General features: G+C 68.4%; 16 protein-coding genes. 10 read left to right on the plus strand and 6 right to left on the minus strand.

The genetic code is table 11. The features are described from left to right. Positions 1 to 188 precede the first annotated feature (188 nt). Complete coding sequence (gene rlmN, locus NTY77_00010) at positions 189 to 1,241, minus strand: 23S rRNA (adenine(2503)-C(2))-methyltransferase RlmN (GenBank protein MCX5793862.1); 1,053 nt, start codon at positions 1,239 to 1,241, stop codon at positions 189 to 191. A 108-nt stretch (positions 1,242 to 1,349) separates the two neighbouring features. On the opposite strand from rlmN, the gene NTY77_00015 reads away from it, so the two are divergent. Beyond that, complete coding sequence (locus tag NTY77_00015) at positions 1,350 to 1,874, plus strand: YaeQ family protein (GenBank protein ID MCX5793863.1); 525 nt, start codon at positions 1,350 to 1,352, stop codon at positions 1,872 to 1,874. Here NTY77_00015 and NTY77_00020 read toward each other — a convergent pair. From NTY77_00020 to NTY77_00035, 4 genes are read right to left on the minus strand one after another with little or no spacing between them, the layout of a single operon-like run. Then, positions 1,871 to 2,635, minus strand: a complete 765-nt coding sequence (locus NTY77_00020; protein MCX5793864.1) for an HAD family hydrolase — start codon at positions 2,633 to 2,635, stop codon at positions 1,871 to 1,873. The genes NTY77_00015 and NTY77_00020 overlap by 4 nt on opposite strands. Further along, complete coding sequence (locus NTY77_00025) at positions 2,632 to 3,477, minus strand: GGDEF domain-containing protein (protein MCX5793865.1); 846 nt, start codon at positions 3,475 to 3,477, stop codon at positions 2,632 to 2,634. Before NTY77_00025 ends, NTY77_00020 begins: the two co-directional genes overlap by 4 nt. A 21-nt stretch (positions 3,478 to 3,498) precedes the next feature. Next, positions 3,499 to 4,713, minus strand: coding sequence for a hypothetical protein (locus NTY77_00030; protein ID MCX5793866.1), 1,215 nt, complete (start codon positions 4,711 to 4,713; stop codon positions 3,499 to 3,501). Next, on the minus strand, positions 4,710 to 5,189 hold the full coding sequence (locus tag NTY77_00035; GenBank protein MCX5793867.1) for a histidine phosphatase family protein: 480 nt from the start codon (positions 5,187 to 5,189) through the stop codon (positions 4,710 to 4,712). Before NTY77_00035 ends, NTY77_00030 begins: the two co-directional genes overlap by 4 nt. A gap of 194 nt (positions 5,190 to 5,383) precedes the next feature. Between NTY77_00035 and NTY77_00040 the strand changes: the two genes are divergently transcribed. Together NTY77_00040 and NTY77_00045 are read left to right on the plus strand one after the other, a co-directional pair. Continuing rightward, positions 5,384 to 7,081, plus strand: coding sequence for a metallopeptidase TldD-related protein (locus NTY77_00040; protein MCX5793868.1), 1,698 nt, complete (start codon positions 5,384 to 5,386; stop codon positions 7,079 to 7,081). Next, complete coding sequence (locus tag NTY77_00045; GenBank protein ID MCX5793869.1) at positions 7,078 to 8,832, plus strand: metallopeptidase TldD-related protein; 1,755 nt, start codon at positions 7,078 to 7,080, stop codon at positions 8,830 to 8,832. Before NTY77_00040 ends, NTY77_00045 begins: the two co-directional genes overlap by 4 nt. Position 8,833: 1 nt before the next feature. On the opposite strand, the gene NTY77_00050 is transcribed toward NTY77_00045, so the two are convergent. Beyond that, positions 8,834 to 10,009 (minus strand): phospholipase D-like domain-containing protein, encoded by a 1,176-nt coding sequence (locus tag NTY77_00050; GenBank protein MCX5793870.1) that lies wholly within the window; start codon positions 10,007 to 10,009, stop codon positions 8,834 to 8,836. Positions 10,010 to 10,073: 64 nt separating this feature from the next. Here NTY77_00050 and NTY77_00055 point away from each other — a divergent pair, with 64 nt between their 5' ends. The 7 genes from NTY77_00055 to NTY77_00085 all read left to right on the plus strand — a co-directional run. Further along, entirely contained in the window at positions 10,074 to 10,553 is a 480-nt protein-coding gene (locus NTY77_00055) for a hypothetical protein (protein MCX5793871.1), read from the plus strand. Between the two features lie 52 nt (positions 10,554 to 10,605). Further along, entirely contained in the window at positions 10,606 to 12,510 is a 1,905-nt protein-coding gene (locus NTY77_00060; GenBank protein ID MCX5793872.1) for an AAA domain-containing protein, read from the plus strand. Positions 12,511 to 12,626: 116 nt separating this feature from the next. Then, entirely contained in the window at positions 12,627 to 12,941 is a 315-nt protein-coding gene (locus tag NTY77_00065; GenBank protein ID MCX5793873.1) for a septation protein SpoVG family protein, read from the plus strand. 101 nt (positions 12,942 to 13,042) lie between these two features. After that, positions 13,043 to 13,318, plus strand: coding sequence for a type II toxin-antitoxin system Phd/YefM family antitoxin (locus NTY77_00070; GenBank protein ID MCX5793874.1), 276 nt, complete (start codon positions 13,043 to 13,045; stop codon positions 13,316 to 13,318). Further along, positions 13,318 to 13,650: a type II toxin-antitoxin system RelE/ParE family toxin gene (locus tag NTY77_00075; GenBank protein MCX5793875.1), complete on the plus strand. Its 333-nt coding sequence runs from the start codon at positions 13,318 to 13,320 to the stop codon at positions 13,648 to 13,650. The genes NTY77_00070 and NTY77_00075 overlap by 1 nt, the downstream gene beginning before the upstream one ends. 173 nt (positions 13,651 to 13,823) lie before the next feature. After that, positions 13,824 to 15,287 carry a PfaD family polyunsaturated fatty acid/polyketide biosynthesis protein gene (locus NTY77_00080; GenBank protein MCX5793876.1) on the plus strand — a complete coding sequence of 488 codons (1,464 nt, stop codon included), beginning with the start codon at positions 13,824 to 13,826 and terminating at the stop codon, positions 15,285 to 15,287. A 7-nt stretch (positions 15,288 to 15,294) separates the two neighbouring features. Further along, positions 15,295 to 19,017 (plus strand): beta-ketoacyl synthase N-terminal-like domain-containing protein (locus tag NTY77_00085; protein MCX5793877.1); only part of this gene is annotated, 3,723 nt, incomplete at its 3' end.

Genomic DNA, 19,017 nt, shown 5'->3' on the forward strand with positions numbered 1-19,017 from the left:
AGCGTGACCCTCGCGGACCATCGCCTTGCGTTTCGCTTGGAGTCCCTGCGACCAGGTTCTCCAGAGGACTTGCACCTCCCAGTCATGCTCATGCTGGGCACACCGCCGGCCTCGGAACCCCTACGGGGTTCCGAGGGTCTTGACGGCAGCGGCCGACGGAAGCGGACCTTAAGCGACCGGCATTGCGTCTAGCGGGCCGCCTGCCGGAGCTGACCGCACGCCGCGCCGATATCGCAGCCGCGCGGCCAGCGCGGGTGCGCGTTGACGCCCCTGGCGCGCAGTTCGGCCAGGAAAACTTCCGTGGCGCGGTCGTCAGACGGCTCGTATGAGGCTGCCTGCAGGCCGGGCCCAGTGGGGTTGTACCGGATGAGGTTGACGTGCATGCTCCGCGCGCCGAGCCAGGCCGCCAACGCGCGCGCGTGGCCGGGCGAATCGTTGACTCCTTTGAGGAGGCAATACTGGATGATCACCGGCCGGCCGCGCAGGGCCTGGAACCGGTCGGCGGCGGCCAGGATGTCCGCGATCGAGAAGCGCCGGGCCATGGGCAGCAGCCGCGCGCGGGCGGCGTCGTCCGGGGCGTGCAGCGACACGGCCAGGTTGATGGGCAGGCCCGCCTCGGTCAGCGCGTCGATGCCCGGCACGATGCCCACGGTGGACACGGTGACCTGCGCCCAGCCGAGTCCGCCCAGCGCGTTGTCGGCCATCCGGCGCACGGCCGCGAGCACGGCGTCGAGGTTGAGCAGAGGCTCGCCCATGCCCATGAACACGACGTTGCGCAGGCGCCGCCCGGCGGCCGCGGCCTCCCGCCGCAGGGCGAAGAGCTGCTCGATCATCTCGCCCGAGGAGAGGTCGCGCTCGAAGCCCGCCTTGCCCGTGGCGCAGAAGTCGCAGCCCAGGGCGCAGCCCACCTGGGAGGAAAGGCAGGCGGTCGCGCGGTCCGGCCGGAAATCCGCCAGCAGCACGGTCTCGACCGTGCGCCCGTCCGCCAGGCGCAGGAGCAGCTTGGCGGTGCCGTCCGCCGCCACCCGGCGCGCGGCCAGGCTGGCGGCGTGGGAGGGGAACTCGGAGCGCAGCCGTTCGAGCAGGCCGTCCGGCAGCGGCCGGCCTGCGGCGGGCAGCCCTCCGTCGCGGGCGTAGAAATGGCGGAGCAGGCGGGCCGCGTGCACGGGCTTGAAGCCCCAGCTCGCGAACAGCGTCTCGAGGTCGCGGGTCGTGAGGTCGGCGAGGGTCAGCGGCGGCATGGGAGGGTCCGGAGCGATGTCGTGATGGACGGCTCCCCAATCATAGCAAAAGGCCGCCGCGTCAGATCCGCCTCGGCCTGCGCTATAATAGCTCACCCAGGCCCGGGCATGAGAATCCGCTGCGACCTCCGGATCAACGGCGAATCACGCAAGCTCATCATCGTGCCCGGCATCAATGAGCCCGTCGAACATCGAGCTCTCAAGCTGGCCTCTTATCTCCTCTTCTGGCCGCAGGACCCCGCGATCGATATCAGCCCCAAGACCCCCGCGCTGGCCGACTACGACTTCCTCCCTGACCTCATGGCCCTGGATGACACCGGCGCCATCCAGCTCTGGGTCGAATGCGGCAGCACCACCATGAACAAGCTCACCAAGCTCACGCGCCGGCTGCCCCGGGGCCGCATCGTCGTCATGAAGGAGACCGAACGCGACGCCCAGCGCCTGCGCGAAGAGCTCCGGGCGCAGCTCGAACGCGAGGCCCGCGTCGAGATCCTGGCCTGGCCCGGCCGCCTGTTCCGCGATTGGGTCTCGGCCCTGCGGGAGAACACCGAGGTCTATGGGGAGAGCGGCGGGCTGCGCATCGACGTGGTCGTCAACGAGCGCCCCTTCGCAGCGGAGCTCAAGCGCCTTTAGGGACGGGGCGGACGGCTCCGGAAGTCCCGGATGCGCAGGATGCCGGGGGCCAGGGCCGGCGCGTCGGGGCGGTGCTGGGTCAGGACGAAGAAGGACGACGCTTCCGGGAATGCCTTCTGCAAAATGTTGCTGTTGGCCGGCTCGTTCTCGAAGATCGCCGTGACCTCGCCCAGGCGCCGCAGGTAGGCGGCCACGTCCCTCTTGAACGCCTCGTCGGCTTCCTCGAATTGCCTTTTGACCACCATCATCGTGCCCATGATCCCCACCGGGAAGCCGTAGAGACGCAGAGCCTCAGCGGTACCCACGAACATCCGGCCCAGATCCCGCCCCGTCAGATAGATCACCGTCGCCCCGGCCTCATGGACACGCTTCACATAAGCCTTGGCGCCCGGCAGAGGGATGTCGAACTTCTGGTAGTCGTCCGAGAAGAAGCGCTTGGCCCATTCTTTCTCTATCAGCGCCGCCTCGCGGCGGGACCTCACACCGAGCTTGCGCAAAGTCCCGGTCAAACTGTACTCCACGATGCCCAACTCATGGAAACGGTCGAAAGCCGCGACCAATTGCGGCAGCTCCCGGTCGAACAGCTCGGAGAGCTCCCGCAGGATGAAGATCGTCCGCGAACGGTTGTCGAACAAGGTGCCGTCCAGATCGAAGATCGCCAAGGTCGATATGTTCTTGGCGGTCTTTCTCTTGACGAGGTCCACGACCGCATCGAGCCGCTGGTCCTGCCTCTTCTGGTCCGCCGCGCTCCAGGCCTTCATGCCGGCTGGGGCGGCGGGGGCGCCGGCACGACCTTGCCGCCCGCGCAGACCCGGTTCTTGCCATCGCGCTTGGCTTGGTAGAGGTTGAGGTCGGCCCGGTGCAGGACGTCGGCGGCCGAGACCTTCTCGTTGCCCGACAGCGAGGCCACCCCGATGCTCACCGTGGCCATGTGGTGGCTCTTGGCGAAGGAGGTGCAGATGCGCCGGGCCACCACGCCGGCCATCTCGTGGTCCGCGCCCGGCATGATGACCAGGAACTCGTCGCCGCCCAGCCGGCCGAAGATATCGGCGGCGCGCACGCTGGCCGCGATGGTCTCGGCCGTCTCCTTGATGACCCGGTCGCCGAAGAGATGGCCGTGCAGGTCGTTGACCTTCTTGAAGTCGTCGATGTCGAGCAGGAGCAAGGAGAGCGGGGCCTGGCCGGTCAGGGAGCGCTGCATCTCCAGTTCCAGCACCTCGTGGAGATAGCCGTGGGTGTAGCAGCCGGTCAGACCGTCGGTGACGGACTTGAGGTGCAGCTCGTCGATGCGGGCGCGCAGGATGCGGTTGTTGACGCGCTGTTCCTCGCTGCGCAGGCCCAGGATATAGCCGAAGACCATGAAGCTCAGGATGGTCCCGATGGCCATGATCGCGTAGAAATTCGCGTTGTACTGGAGCTCGTAGCGGATCCATTGCGTCGTCAGCAGGGGGCCGGCCAGCAGGTAGCGCATGAGGAAGGCCCCGACGGGCGTGATCAGCCCGACGGCGAAGCCCAGCGCCGGGTAGAGCGCGGTGTGGGGCAAGGAGCGCAGGAAGGCCCGGGGCTCTTCCAGGTCGCTCCTGCGCCGCCGGATCGTCTTCATCGGGAGATTATATCGTATATTTCAGAAGAGGAACATGGCCCGGACGTTGCCCCCGTCCCAGGGGTGGGAGAGCGGCTCGTCGACGTCCAGGGTCCCGTAGAGGCCGATGCGGCCCGAGGGGCCGAAGACGAAGTCCAAGCCCGCTCCCAGCAGAGCCTCGGCCACGGTGCGGTACATCGAGGGGCCGTTGGCGGTGCGCAGCTGGCGGTCCTCTCCCAGGCTGAAGTAGCTTCCCAGCTCGGAGACCAGCCAGGGCTTGAGGTCCCGCCGCCAGCGCAGGTAGGGCTGGGACTCCCAGCGGCGGAAGATGATGCCCGGTTCCGAGGAGCCCGTGAAATCGGTCAGCGCCGGGCGCACGATGAGCCGGTGGCCGAGCTCGATGCGGTCCCGGCCTCCCAAGGCTCCTTCCAAAGCCGCCTGCAGGCGGTGCTCGGCCCACTTGGTGGTCGCGGAGGTCTGTCCCGGCCCGGCCGGCGTGAAGAGGTCGCCTTTGGCCTCGTAATCGTAGCCGTAGGAGAGCCTGCGGCTGAAGCGTCCGGGGGGGGAGTGGAGCAAAGTCAGGTCCGCCTTCGTGCGGCGGTAGGAGAAGGTCCGGTTTTCGTCGGGCACCAACCGGCGCGTGGGGGAGTCCAGCATGAAAGTCGCCGTCACCCGCCAGTCCTCTGCCGGTTCTGCGGTCAGACTCAGCTCGTCCGTGGCCGGGTAGGTCTCGTAGCGTTGGGTGGTGTGGCCCCGTGTGTTGAAATTGAAGTCCACGAAGGTGTGCCGCGCCGCGGCGCGCAGGCCGGGCAGCGGCTGGTAGGCCAAGCCCAGGCCGATGTCCGAGTCTTCCTTATGGAAGGTGGGCTCCCCGAACACTGAGGCCGAGAACCCCAGCCCCAGCTTCTGCTCCAGCTCCAGCCGGTAGTGGAAGTATTGGTGCTCCCGGTCCTCGTCTTGGAACAGGCGGAACTTGAAGGCCAGCCCTCGGGGGAGGGCCTTGTCGAAGCGCAGTTCCTGCAGCAGCAGAAGGTCGCAGCAGCCGAGGCTGGCCCCGTTGATGCGGTAGGCCGGCGCCGTGGAGGCGCTCCAGGCGTCGTCCCAGACCAGGGGGTACGAGAAGGCCGTGGTGTGCAGGAAATACTCCGGCTCGAGACGGGACGATATGTCGATGACATCCATCTCCGTGGCGTCGAAGAGCGCGGCCGCCGGCGCGGGGCAGGACAGGAGGGCGGCCAGCAGCGCCGCCCGGATCACGGGACCGGAAGGTCCTCCGGGTTGCAGGCCCAGAGGAACGCGGCCGGCTCCTCGGCCTTGAGCTCGAGCGCCACCAAGCCGGCCGGCTTGAGGCTGAAGACCGCTTTGGAGAGGGCCTCGACCAGCTCTCCCAACTGGGGCTGGTGCCCCACCGCCAGGACCTCGGAGAGACCCGCGCAGCGCTGGCGCAGCCGCGCGGCCAGCTCCTCGGCGGAGAGCGCGTTGGCCAGGGGCGTGAAGGCCTCCAGCCCTGGGGCTGGCTTGAGCACGGTCGCGGCTTCTTTGGCGGTCTCGACGGCACGCCGGAGCGGGCTGTGCAGGATGAGGCTCGGCCGCGCGCCGCGACTTGCGAGACAGAGCGCGGCCTTGCGCACCTCGGCACGTCCCGCATCGGATAGGGGCCGGTCGAAGTCCTTGGCCACGCCCGCTTCGGCGGCGCTGGGAGAGCGTCCATGGCGCAGGAGATAGAGCTTCATGAGCGCAGAGAGCCTATCAAATCCAGGGCTCGGATTGCAGTCTCAGGTCGAGTGCGCCCGCGTCCGCGGCCGCCTTCTTCTTCATGACGATTCTCCCGGCGCTTGCTGACGCCGGCTGCGGCGGCGGACCCGGTCCCGCCAAGGATATCATAGCCTTATCCTGGCCCTCTAGAGATGGTATGATAGCGGTCCCTATGCGACATTCAGGCCTCCTTTCCCTGTCGGCTGCGCTGATTTTGGCCGCGGGCCCGGCCCGCGCCGCGGTCTCCGACCCCGTCCTGACCGCCATGCAGGAGGAGCTCTCCCGGTCCGTCTCCAAGCTCAGCCGCGCCGAGTCCGCTCCGCTCTATTACCTCGCCTACGAGGTGACCGACGCGGCCGATGACTGGCTGGGCGCGAGCCTGGGGGGCCTGGAGACGGATGTGCAGGGCTCGAGCCGCTACCTGGATACGGACGTGCGCGTCGGCTCCAGCCGGCTCGACAACACCCACGAGATCAAGGGCCGGGACTCCTGGATGGACAGTTCGCAGCGCGCCAAGGTGCGCCTGCCCATCGAGGGCGACATCCCGGCCTTGCGCGCCGCGATGTGGCAGCAGACCGACGCCGCCTTCAAGGCCGCCTTGGAGCGCTTCACCAAGGTCAGGACCAACCGGGCCGTGACCGCCGACGAGGAGGACCGCTCACCGGACTTCTCACAGGAGGGGGCCGCGGCCAGGCACTCCGATGTCGTGGGGTCGCCTCAGCTCGACCGGCGCCTCTGGCGCGCCAGGCTCAGGGACTATTCGGCCCGGTTCAAGGACCTCCCCTTCGTCTTCGACTCCGGCGCGGGCCTGGAGCTCAGCCGCGTGGACCGGCGCTTCGTCTCCAGCGAAGGCGCCGCCCTGCGCACGGGCAACCTCTACGTCCGTCTGTCCTACCGGCTCACCTCCCGGACCGCGGACGGCATGGACCTCTACCGCTTCAAGGCCTACGACGTGGACCGCCTGGAGGACCTGCCCTCGGATGAGGCCGTCAAGCGCGACATGGAGCAGTCCATAGCCGAGCTCAAGTCCCTGCGGGACGCGCCGCTCATCGAGCCCTTCGCGGGCCCGGTCATCCTGAAGAACCGCGCCGCCGCGGTCTTCTTCCATGAGATCTTCGGCCACCGGGTCGAGGGCCAGCGCCAGAAGAAGGAGAGCGAAGGGCAGACCTTCACCAAGAAGCTCGGCCAGCCCGTGGTCTCGAGCTTCATCTCGGTCTACGACGACCCGACCCTGGAGCGATTCCAGGGGACTTTCCTGCGCGGCGCCTACAAGTACGACGACGAGGGCGTCCCGACGCAGCGGGTGGCTTTGGTCGAGAACGGCCTCCTGCGTAATTTCCTCATGAACCGCATGCCCATCGCCGGCTTCCCCCGCTCCAACGGCCACGGCCGGCGCGAGCCGGGCCATGCCACCGTGGCGCGCATGGGCAACACGCTCGTGGAGGCCTCCCGCACGGTGCCCTATGCTCAGCTGCGCCGGATGCTGCTCGACGAGTTGGCCCGCCAGAAGAAGCCCTACGGCTTGGTCTTCGACGACATCTCCGGCGGCTACACCATGACCGGCCGGGAATCGGTGCAGGCCTTCAAGGTCCAGCCGCTGCTGGTCTACAAGGTCTACGCGGACGGCCGCCCCGACGAGGTCGTGCGGGGGGTGGACATCGTGGGCACGCCGATCGCGGGCTTCATGAAGATCCTGGCCGCGGGCGATGATCCGGCCGTCTTCAACGGCACCTGCGGGGCCGAGTCGGGCTCGGTCCCGGTCTCGGCCGTGTCGCCCAGCCTGCTCATCTCCGAGATGGAGGTGGAGAAGGTGGCCAAATCGCAGGCCAAGCCGCCCATCCTGCCGCCGCCGTACGGGGACAAGCCATGAACAACGAGAGCTTGCTTGGCCGTTGGATGGCGCGGCGACCTTCGGTCGCCGCGCAACCGGCGCCCCCCCGGGGGGGGCGCCGGTTCCGTTGGGGGACGATGGCCGTCCTGGTCCTGGGCCTGCCGATACAAGCCACCGCCGCGCTGCCCGCCAACGACGTCGTCTTCCGGGCCATGCAGGACGAGATGTCCCGCAACATGCGCCGGCTGCGCATGGACGACCTGCCCGGGCCGTATTATCTGGCCTACACGGTCCGGGAAGGGACGCAAGCCTTCATCACCGCGGGCTTCGGCGCCCTGGAGGGCAGCCAGATCAGCCCTTTCCTGGAGGCGCGGGTGCAGGTGCGGGTGGGGGATTCCTCCTTCGACAACACGAACTTCGTCCCGGCCGGCTTCGGGTCCGGCGGCCCGGGCCTCACCAACGCCTCCTTCGAGGACGATTACGACAATCTGCGCTTCTCCTTGTGGTCGCTGACCGACGAGACTTACAAGAGCGCCCTGGAGAGCCTGGCCAAGAAGAAGGCCTTCCGGGAGAAGCACCAGATCGTGGAATCACTCGACGATTTCTCCGGCGAGCCGCCCGTTCAGCGCTTCGAACCTTTGGCTTGGACGCCCATCGACCGCGGGCTCTGGGAGCGGCGCTTGCGGGAGCTTTCCGCGGTCTTCCGCGACTTCCCTGAGATCCAGGACTCGCGCGTGGACCTGAGTTTCTTCAGCGGCACCAAGAGGTTCCTCAACAGCGAGGGGACCGCGGTGCGCGGCTCGGACAACCAGATCAACATCGAGGTCAGCGTCAACACCCAGGGCCGGGACGGCCTGCGCTTCGGCGATTCGGAGGGGCTGCATTATCCGGCCTGGGCCGACGTCCCGTCCCAGACGGACCTGCTCGCCGAGGTGCGGCGTTTCGCCCGGGGCGTGGCGGACGTGGTGCACGGCTCGACGGTGGAGGCCTACGTGGGCCCGGTGCTCTTCGAAGACGAAGCCGCGGCGGAGTTCTTCGACGTGCAGCTGGTGGACAACATCTCCAGCCCGCGCGGCAGTTGGTCCGAGGACGAGAACAACCGTGTCTATGACCCGCCGCCGTTCGTTAGCCGCCTGGGCATGCGCGTGGCCGTGCCTTGGCTGAGCTTCGTCGACGACCCGCTGCTGGAACGCTATGGCGGCGTGCCGCTCTTCGGCCATTACGACTTCGACGACGAGGGCGTGCCGGCCCGGCGCCTGGATCTGGTGCGCAAAGGCAAGCTCGTGGACCTCTACATGAGCCGCGCGCCGATCCGCGAGCTCAAGCATTCCAACGGTCATGGGCGCTCCGCTTTCTTCGGCGATCCGTCGGGCCGGATGGGCAGCCTCATCGTGACGCCGGAGAAGCCCGTGCCGCTCTCCGAGCTCAAGGACCGGATGCGCGCGATGTGCCGGGACCTGGAGCTCGACTACGGCATCGTGGTGCGCGAGATGGGGGGCTTGACTCCGGTGCGGGCTTATAAGGTCTACGCGGCCGACGGCCGCGAGGAGCCGCTGGCGGGGGTGGAGTTCGTGGGCGCGGGGTTCCGGCCTTTGCGCGACATCGTGGCCGCTTCCAAGGAGATGTACGTGTTCAACTTCCTGCACGGATCCACCGGCCGCACCGTGGTCCCGGCCTCGATCGTGGCGCCGTCGATCCTGGTCCAGGAGATGGAACTGCGCAAGACCGAGCGCAAGCCGGAGCGTCTGCACTACCTCAAGAAACCCTTCTTCGCGGGGAAGGGGAAGTGACCTAGAAGAAGTACCGGAACTGGTACCAGAACTCTTCGCGCAGCTTGTCGAGCCGCGGCCTGCGGCGCCACTCCTCAAGCTTGAGCTCCCGCGCCGACCCCAGGTCGCCTGCGAACTTCTTCTTCATCTGCGCGGCCAGCACCGTGTCGAGCACGAGCAGGTTGACCTCCAGGTTGTGGCGCAGGCTGCGATGGTCCATGTTGTAGGACCCCACCGTGCACCAGACCCCGTCGACGACCGCCATCTTGGCGTGAAGGATGGAGCGCTCCCACTGGAAGAGCCGCACCCCGTTGCGCAGGAGGAAGTCGAAGGTGCGCCGCCCCGCGTGCCACACCGCGGGGTGGTCGGAGCGGCCCGGCACGAGCAGGCGCACCGAGACCCCGCGCCGCGCCGCCCCGGCCAGCGCCCGCAATATCCCGTGGCCCGGGAGGAAATAGGCGTTGGCGATGGCCACCTCCCGGCGCGCCGCGCGCAGGGCATCGAGGTAGGCCCGCCGTATGCGGTAGCGGTTGAGGAACTCCTGGTTGGCCGCCACCCAGGCCAAGGAATCCCCGGGCCGTGACTGCTCCGCGTCCTCCAAGGGAAACCACTGCTTGGTCTCCTTGACCCAGACCGCGCGGAAGAGCCGGTCGAGTTCGCGCACCGCCGGGCCCTCGATGCGCACGTGCGCGTCGTTCCAGCCCCGGCCGCCCTTCTCGCGCGGGACTTGATCCTGCGAGATGTTCATGCCGCCGGTGAAGGCGGTGCGGCCGTCCACCACCAGGATCTTGCGGTGGTCGCGCCGGGACCAGGCCCAGCGGGCGCGCCAGGGCGCCAGGGGATGATATTCCAGGACGCGCACCCCGGCGCCGCGCAACTGGTCGAGGAACCCCGGGTCGATGTAGTGCGAGCCGGCCGCGTCGAAGATGAGGCGCACGCTCACTCCCTGGCGCGCCTTCTCCATGAGCCGGCGGCCGAACTCCCGGCCGGTCGAGTCGCTGTCGAAGATGTAGGTCTCGAGGTGGACCGACTTGCGCGCCGAATCTATGGTCTCCCACATGGAGCGGAAGGCCTCGACACCGTCGCCGAGGAAGGTGATGCGGTTGCCGGGCAGGAACTTGTCGAGGTCCTGGCTGAAGTCCCCGGAGCCCGGCGGCACGCGCCGCAGGAAGCCGCGCAGGAGCTGGGCCCAACGCATGGGGCAAGTATATAAAGAAAACCGGCGCCGCGACGGCGCCGGGCTCTTTTGCTAGAATCCTCGCGTGGAGTGCCAGCGCGCGGACGGATTGCTGCAGGCGCTGAGCCAAGGCGACTGGCGGCACTTGGCGCCCATGCTCCTGCCGTTGGCGCTCTTGCCGGTCCTCCTCCACGCCTTGTCGCGGCTGGGCGGCTGGGCGGCCTTGGCCGAGCGGTATCCGGCGACGGGGGAGGCGCCCCGGCCGCGCTGCCGGTTCGGGCATGCCATCTTCCGGCGCTGGTGCGGGTACAACGGCTGCCTCATCGTCTCGGCCGATCAGACGGGATTGTCCCTTTCGCTCTGGCCGGTCTTCTCCATCGGACACGCCCCCATCTTCATCCCCTGGTCCGAGGTCCGGGAGATCCGCCGGGTCGCCATGTGGGGCCGGCCCATCTATCGCATCATCACGGCGCGGGCGCCGGAGGTGGACTTCGCCCTGCACGGGCGGGCCTGGGAGTTCATCCGGCCGCATGTCGAGGCCGCAGGCGTCAAGGTCATCGGATAGATCGCCCCGGGCGCCCATGCCCGCGCGTCCCAAATGCTAAGATAGCTCCTTGATGGCCGGCAAGGAACACTTCGACAAGCTGCTCAAGCTCCTGGAGATGGAGCGCCTCGCTGAAAAAGAGGAGAACCTCCGCGAGCTCAAGCGCTTCCCATTGTCCACGCGCGAGGCCCTGGGCAAGACCGTCACGGGACTCCTCATCGACGGCATCGGCACGGGCTTGGGCGGCATGCCCTTGGTGACCCTCTCGCGCCAGCCCAAGGGCGAGGACCTCGCCCCCTTCCATGCCATGAGCCAGGGCGACAACGCCCTGCTCACCTTCCCGCCGGGCAGCCAGCCCGAGGACTGCGAGGGGACCTTCTATAAGGTGGACGAGTACCAGGCCACCATCGCCCTCAACGGCCCGGAGCCGGCCCAACTCGGCCGCGGGCTCTGCCAAGTCGACCGCCTCGGCTCGGACGCCACCTATCGCCGCATGAAGAAGGCCTTGGCCACGGCGGCGGACGCGCGCAAGAACCGCACCGCGGCGCTACGCGAGGTCTTCCTCGGCGAGGCGGCGCCGGACCGCCGCCGGGCGCGCAAGCTCCAGCTCTTCAACGAGGCCCTCAACGAGTTTCAGCGGGACGCGGTCAAGCGCTGCCTGGCTGCGACGGACGCGGCCTTGGTGCACGGGCCTCCCGGGACGGGCAAGACCACGGTCTTGGTCGAGATCATCCGCCAGGCCGCGGCCATGGGCGAGCGCGTCCTGGCCACCGCTCCGTCCAACATCGCGGTGGACAACATCCTCGAGAAGCTCCAGGATTCGGGGCTGCGCCTGGTGCGGCTGGGCCACCCGGCGCGCACCTTGGAGTCCCTGCGCCACGCCAATCTCTCGGCCCTCGTCGAGGAAGACCCCGGCTACCAGGAGGTCCAGGAGCTCGACGCCTGGCGCGAGCGCCTGGTCAAGCGCCGCTCCCGTTTCGGCCGCGGCCAATTGGGCTACGAGGAGCGCCAGGAGCGCGACCGCGAGATCGCCAAGCTCTGGCGCCAGGCCCGCGACATCGAGTCCGACATCTCCCGGCGCATCATCGCTTCCGCGCAGGTCGTGCTCTCCACCCACGGCGGGCTCTCGCGCAACCTGGTCAAGGGCGGCTTCGACCTGGTGGCGCTCGACGAAGCCTCGCAGGCGACCGAGCCCCTGTCCTGGATCCCCCTGACGCTGGCCGACCGGGCGGTGTTCGCCGGCGACTCCATGCAGCTGCCGCCGACCATCTACTCGCAGGAGGCGGCCGCGCAGGGTCTCTCCACCACCCTCTTCGACCGCTTGAAGGACATCCTGCCGGGGACTTTGCAGAGCCTTCTGCGCGTGCAGTACCGCATGCACGAGACCATCATGCGCTTCTCCTCGGAGCAGTTCTACGAGGGCAAGCTCATCGCGCACGAGTCCGTGGCCGCGCACACCGCGGCGGAACTCCCCGGAGTCGAGGCCACGGACCTGACCACCACGCCCCTGACCTTCGTCGACACCGCCGGCGCGGGCTTCTCCGAGTCCTGGAACGAGATGCTGGAGAGCCGCGAGAACCTGGGCGAGGCCAAGCTCGCCGCGCGCCTCCTGGAGAAGGTCCTGGCCGCGGGCCTCGACCCCCGGCAGCTGGCGATCATCACGCCCTACGTCGCGCAAGTCAGGCTGCTCAAATCCTTGGTCAAAGTGCCGGGCCTGGAGATCGGCTCGGTGGACGGCTTCCAGGGCCGCGAGAAGGAAGTGACCATCGTCTCTCTGGTGCGCAACAACGAATCCGGGGAGGTGGGGTTCCTGTCCGACATCCGGCGCATGAACGTGGCCATGACCCGGGCGCGGCGGCTGCTCATCGTGATCGGCGACTCCGCCACCATCGGCAGGCATCCCTTCTACGCGCGCTTCCTGGACTACGCCGAGGCCTGCGGCGCCCACCGCTCCTCGTACGAGTGGCCTGAAGCGTAGCACCTCCTGCCCGCCGCGCCATCTCATAAGGGAACTTTTTCGGCCCCAACTCGTATGTATATCATGGAGACGTCAAGCTCAGGACGCAGGGAGGGGAGATGGGGGAAAGCCATGAGATGCCTGATCTGGAGCCGCGAGTCAAGGTCTGCCGGCAGCCGCTGGCTTATGGCAGCGCGCAGCTTCTGGGTTTTGCGGAGCTGGTCATCGGAGGGTCGTTCGTCATCCGGGACATCCGCATCCTTCGGGTGACCAAGGAGGGGACGGAGTCGGTCTTCGTCGCCTTCCCGAGCCGCCGCTGGAACAACAGCGGCAACGGCGACGGGGAGGAGAAGAAGTACTACGACGTGGCCTTCCCCATCACCTCGCAATCCTACCGCGAGGCCACGGGAGCCATCCTCAAGGCCTTCGAGGAGGCCTCGGCCAAGGCCTGAACCAGGAGGCCCGGGCTCCGGACGTGTCCGGGGCCCGGGCCGTGCCGGGCCTTGCGAGATAGGTCTTTATACGGTACCATATATGGACCGTAGGGGGCCCCATGAATATCCGCGAGGACATCCGGCCGGTGACCTATCTCAAGACGAAGGCGGCGGCGGTCTTGGACCAAATCAACGATACCCATAGACCCATCATCATCACTCAGGACGGGGAGCCCCGGGCCGTCATCCAGGACCCGGAAAGCTACGAGTCCATGCGCCAGGCTTTGGCCATGCTCAAGCTCCTGGCTCAGGGCGAGGAAGACGTGCGCCGGGGGAGGGTCGTTCCTCAAGCGCGTGTATTCCCCGATCTGCGAGCCAGGCTCAGGAAGGCCTGATGGCTGGAGCGCAGGGATTCTCCGTGCTGTGGGGAAAGGTCGCCATCCTGGACTTGGCGGCGATCGTTGACCACATCTCGCTCCAGAGTCCAGGACGGGCCGAGGAATGCCTTGGCCGGTTGGAGAAGGCGGTATCCCGCCTGGCAAGTCTCCCGGAGAGAGGGCGGATCGTGCCGGAACTCAAGGATCAGAACGTCATCATCTACCGGGAGCTGGTCTGCTCGCCTTGGCGGATCATCTACCGGATCTCGGGGCGCCGGGTGTGGGTCCTGGCGGTGTTCGATGGGCGGCGGAGCCTTGAGGACCTGCTGCTGCAGCGGTTCCTGCACTGACAGTTGCCCAGGATTCGCATTTGAAGAACCCCTGCCGGAACGAGTATAATCTCTACTCTCGATAGGAACCCCGGTCTTTCGGCCGTTCCTGTCCCCCACACAATGAACTCCAGCGCCGAGCGGAGCCGCTTTTGAGCCATACCGCCGGCACCCGGCCCCTCCAGGAGACCCTCCTGCGCCTGGGCGAGACCTCCCGCATCGGCGAGGCCGTGGTCCCGCCCTGCCGGCCCCGGGACCTGGGTGACCCTGAGTTCCGCCGCTGCCACGGACTCAAGTACGCCTACGCGGGCGGCTCCATGGCCAACGGCATCTCCTCTCTTCCGATGGTCGAAGCCTTGGCGCGCGAGGGCCTGCTGGGCTTCTTCGGCGCGGCCGGGCTCCTGCCCGAGTACCTCGAGAAGGCCATCGACCAGGCCCAGTCGTCCATGGACGGCCTGCCTTACGGCTTCAACATCATCAACAGCCCCAACGAGCCCAACCTGGAAGCCGCGGTGCTGGACCTCTACCTGCGCCGCGGGGTCCGCCTCATCGAGGCCTCCGCCTACCTGGACCTCTCCTTGCCCTTGGTCCGCTACCGGGTCAAGGCTCTCTACCGCAAGCCTTCGGGAGAGGTCGCCAGCCGCAACCGGATCGTGGCCAAGGTCTCGCGCGTGGAGGTCGCCACCCGCTTCATGTCCCCGCCGCCCGAGGCGCTGCTGCGCGAGCTGGTCGGCTCCGGCGAGATATCCCAGGAGGCCGCGCGCATGGCCGAGGCCCTGCCCATGGCCGACGACGTGACGGCCGAGGCGGACAGCGGCGGGCATACGGACAACCGGCCGGCCATCACGTTGCTGCCCACGCTCATCGCCCTGCGCGACCGCCTGCAGGAGAAGCATCGCTTCGCCCAGCCCGTGCGCGTGGGCGCGGCCGGCGGCATCGCGACGCCGGCGTCCGCCGCCGCGGCCTTCGCCATGGGCGCGGCCTATGTCATGACCGGCTCGGTCAACCAGGCCTGCTCGGAGTCCGGGACCTCCGACGTGGTCCGGCAGATGCTGGCCGCCGCGGGCCAGGCCGACGTGGCCATGGCCCCGGCCGCGGACATGTTCGAGATGGGCGTCAAGGTCCAGGTCCTCAAGCGCGGCACGCTTTTCGCCATGCGCGCGGGCAAGCTCTACGACCTCTACAAGACGCACGAGGGTCTGGATTCCATACCTCCGGCGGCGCGCGCCGCGCTGGAGCGGGACTATTTCCGCGCGCCCTGTGAGGAAGTCTGGCGCCAGACCCGCGAATACTTCCTCCGGCGCGACCCGGCCCAGGCCGAGCGGGGGGAGCGCGACCCCAAGCACAAGATGGCCTTGGTGTTCCGCTGGTACCTGGGCCAGGCCTCCCGGTGGGCCAATGTGGGCGAGCCCACGCGCCAGGTGGACTACCAGGTCTGGTGCGGCCCGGCCATGGGCGCCTTCAACGAGTGGGCCAGGGGCAGCTTCCTGGAGGACCCCGAGGAGCGCCGCGTCGCCGTCATCGGATTGAACCTGCTCGCCGGCGCCGCCTATCTGACCCGTGTGCACAGCTTGCGCTGCCAGGGCGTCTCCTTCGCGCCGGCTATGGCCGCTTTCACGCCGAGACGCATCGAAGAGCTGCGCAAATTGCTCGACTAGAGGATCCATGAAAAAAGAAGACCCAAAAAGCGTTCCCATCGCCATCATAGGCCTCGGCTGCCTTTTCCCCCAGGCTGCCGACCGCGGCGAATATTGGTCCAATATCAAGGGCGGCGTCGACGCCATCACCGACATCCCGGTCAGCCACTGGTCCGCGGCCGACTACTTCGACACCGACCCCAAAAGGCCGGACCTCACCTACGCCAAGCGGGGGGGGTTCCTCAAGCCCGTGGATTTCGACCCGGGGGAGTTCGGCATCGCGCCCAACGCGCTCGAAGCCACGGACAGCGCCCAGCTCCTGGGGCTGGTGGCGGCCGGCATGGCCCTGCGCGACGCGGGCTACGGCCCGGAGAAGGATTTCGACCGCTCCCGCGTGAGCGTCATCCTGGGCGTGACCGGTAGCTTGGAGCTGGTCATCCCTCTAGGCGCTCGCCTGGGCCACCCCATCTGGCGCAAGGCCCTGGCCGAGGCCGGCATCCCGGCCGAGCAGGCGGAATGGATCGTGGAGCGCATCAAGCAGGGCTACGTGCCCTGGCAAGAGAGCTCCTTCCCCGGGCTCCTGGGCAACGTGGTGGCCGGGCGCATAGCCAACCGCTACGACCTGGGCGGCACCAACTGTGTGGTGGACGCCGCCTGCGGGAGCTCCTTGGCCGCGCTGAACCTCGCCGGCCTGGAGCTCTTGGGGCGACGTTCCTCCATGGTGGTCACGGGCGGGGTGGACTGCTTCAACGATATCTTCATGTACATGTGCTTCAGCAAGACGCCGGCCCTGTCCCCGAGCGGAGACATCCGGCCCTTCGACTCCAAAGGCGACGGCACCATGCTGGGCGAGGGCCTGGGCATGCTGGTCCTCAAGCGTCTCGACGATGCCGAGCGCGACGGCGACAGGATCTACGCGGTGCTCAAGGGCGTGGGCTCCTCCTCGGACGGGCGCGGCAAGTCCATCTACGCGCCCAGCGCCGAGGGCCAGGCCAAGGCCCTGGCTTCGGCATATGAGCACGCCGGCTTCGGCCCGGAGACCGTGGAGCTCGTGGAAGCCCACGGCACCGGGACCACGGTGGGAGACACCGTCGAGGTGACGGCCCTGACCGAGGTCTTCGGCAAAGGCGCGCCGGGACGCTCGCGCTGGTGCGCCCTGGGCTCGGTCAAGTCCATGATCGGCCACACCAAGGCCGCGGCTGGCTCGGCCGGCCTCATCAAGACCGCCCTGGCCCTGCACCACAAGGTCCTGCCCCCGACGATCAAGGTCGAGACGCCCGTCAAGCCCTTGACTTCGCCGGACACGCCGTTCTATCTCAACACCGAGAAGCGCCCCTGGCTCAAGGGCCCGCAGCCCCGGCGCGCCGCGGTCAGCGCCTTGGGATTCGGCGGCAGCAACTTCCACGCCGTGCTCGAGGAGTACCGGCCGGAGAAGACCGCGGTGGATTGGGACGGCGTCGTGGAGATCGCGGCCTGCTCCGGCCCGGACCGCCAGGCCCTGTCCCGTGCCCTCTCCGGCTGGGAGGGCCTGTCCTGGGACGAGGTCCGCGTGAAGGCCGCCGGCGCGCGCGCCGCCTTCGCCCCGGCCGCCCCGGCGCGGCTGTGCCTGATCCTGCAGCCGGACACGGACCTGCGCAAGCTCCTGGCCGGAGCGCGGGAATCGCTCGACGCAGCCAAGCCCATGCCGGACGGAGCCTTCTTCGGCACCGGCAAGCCCGGCAAGCTGGCCATGCTCTTCCCGGGCCAGGGCTCGCAGTACGTGGGCATGGGCCGCGACCTGGTCTGCCAGTTCCCCAAGGCCTTCGCCACCTTGGCCGCGGCGGATGAGGCCGCCGAGGGCGGCCGCTTGAGCGACATCATCTATCCGCGGCCCGGCTTCACTCCCGAAGAGAAGAAGCGCCAGGAAGCGGCCCTGCGCGACACGCGCGCGGCCCAGCCGGCCCTGGGTGTCGTGAGCTTCGGCATCTGCCGGGTGCTGGCGGACTTCGGCGTGGTCCCTGACGCCGTGGCGGGGCATTCCTACGGCGAGCTCGTGGCCCTGTGCGTGGCCGGGCGCTACGACGAGAAGACCCTGCACCAGCTTTCGGCCTTGCGCGGCAAGGTCATGGCCGAGGTCGCGGGAGACGGGGGCAGCATGCTCGCGGTCTCCGCGCCGCTGGCCGACATCGAGCGCGCCATCCGGGACGAGCGGATCGACCTCGTGGTGGCCAACAAGAACACCCCGAACCAGTCGGTCCTCTCCGGACGCAAGGACGAGATCCGCCGCGCCGCCGAGGTCCTGGCCAAGAAGGGCCTGCGCTGCGTGGAGCTCCAGGTGGCCGCGGCCTTCCACAGCCCGCTCGTGGAGGGAGCCCAGAAGGACTTCCGCACGGCCCTGAAGAAGATCGGCCTGCGCAAAGCCGACATCCCGGTCTACGCCAACAAGACCGGGGCCCTCTACCCGGAGTCGTCCCAGACCGCCTGCGACACTTTGGCCGCTCAGCTCGCCTCGCCGGTGGAATTCGTGTCCATGGTCGAGAACATGCACGCGGCGGGCGCGCGGACCTTCCTCGAAGTGGGCCCGGCCAGCAAGGTGACTGGCCTGGTCTCTGCCATCCTCAAGGGCCAGCCGCACACCGCCCTGGCCTGCGATTCATCCTCCGGCAGGCGCAGCGTGAGCGCGGACCTGGGCCGGGTCCTGGCCCAACTCGCGGCCGCGGGCTATCCGGTCCAGCTCGCGCCGTGGCAGGGCGGTGAAGAGGCCGTCCGGCATCTGGCGGAGAAGAAGAAGCCGAAGTTCGCGGTGAAGCTGACGGGGGCCAATTATCGGTCGAGCAAATCGGTCACGACGCCTGCTCCCCGACGACCCGCCTCGCCCCCTCAAGGGGGCTCGGCGATCCCCGCCGCCTTCGGCGGCGGGGATTCGGGGACGGCGTTGCAGTCGGCTCAAGATAGCATGAGCGCGCTCCAGAAGCTCCAGGAGCAGACGGCGGAGCTGCACGGCCGGTTCCTGCAGGGCCAGGAAGCCATCCAGAGGTCTTTCCAGGCCTTGGTGGAGCAGCAGCACCAGCTCTTGCTCGGCGGCGTGACGGCTCCGGTCACGACGGAGAGGGCTCTCCGACGGAACGCCCCGACGCCGGAAGGCGTCGGGACGGCTTCCGGCTCCTTCGGAGCCGGAAGTTCGAACGTCATGGGCGTGCTTCTCTCGGTCGTGTCTGAGAAGACCGGCTATCCGCCGGAGTCGCTGAATCCGGACATGGACCTGGAGTCCGACCTGGGCATCGACTCCATCAAGCGCGTGGAGATCCTCTCCGCGATCCAGGAGAAGCTGCCTGGCGCTCCCAAGGTCAAGCCCGAGCATCTAGGCACCTTGCGCACCTTGCGCAAGATTTCGGAGTTCCTCTCGGCCGGCGCTGCCGCCCCGGCGCCGACGGCGGCCTCGACGCCCGGGGTCGACACCGTTCTGCTCGCCGTGGTCTCGGAGAAGACCGGCTATCCGCCTGAGTCCTTGAACCCGGACATGGACCTGGAGTCCGACCTGGGCATCGATTCCATCAAGCGCGTGGAGATCCTCTCCGCGATCCAGGAGAAGCTGCCTGCCGCCCCCAAGGTCAAGCCCGAGCACCTGGGCACACTGCGCACTGTGCGGCAGATCACGGCTTACCGCTCCCAGACGGTGGAGCTGCCCAAGCCTGCGGCTGACCCGGTCCCTTCGGCCCAAGCAGCCCCAGCGAGCGTGCTCACCCGTTCCGTGCTGCACGCGGTGGAGCGC

The sequence above is a fragment of the Elusimicrobiota bacterium genome, from assembly GCA_026388095.1.
Taxonomy (GTDB): Bacteria; Elusimicrobiota; Elusimicrobia; order UBA1565; family UBA9628; genus UBA9628.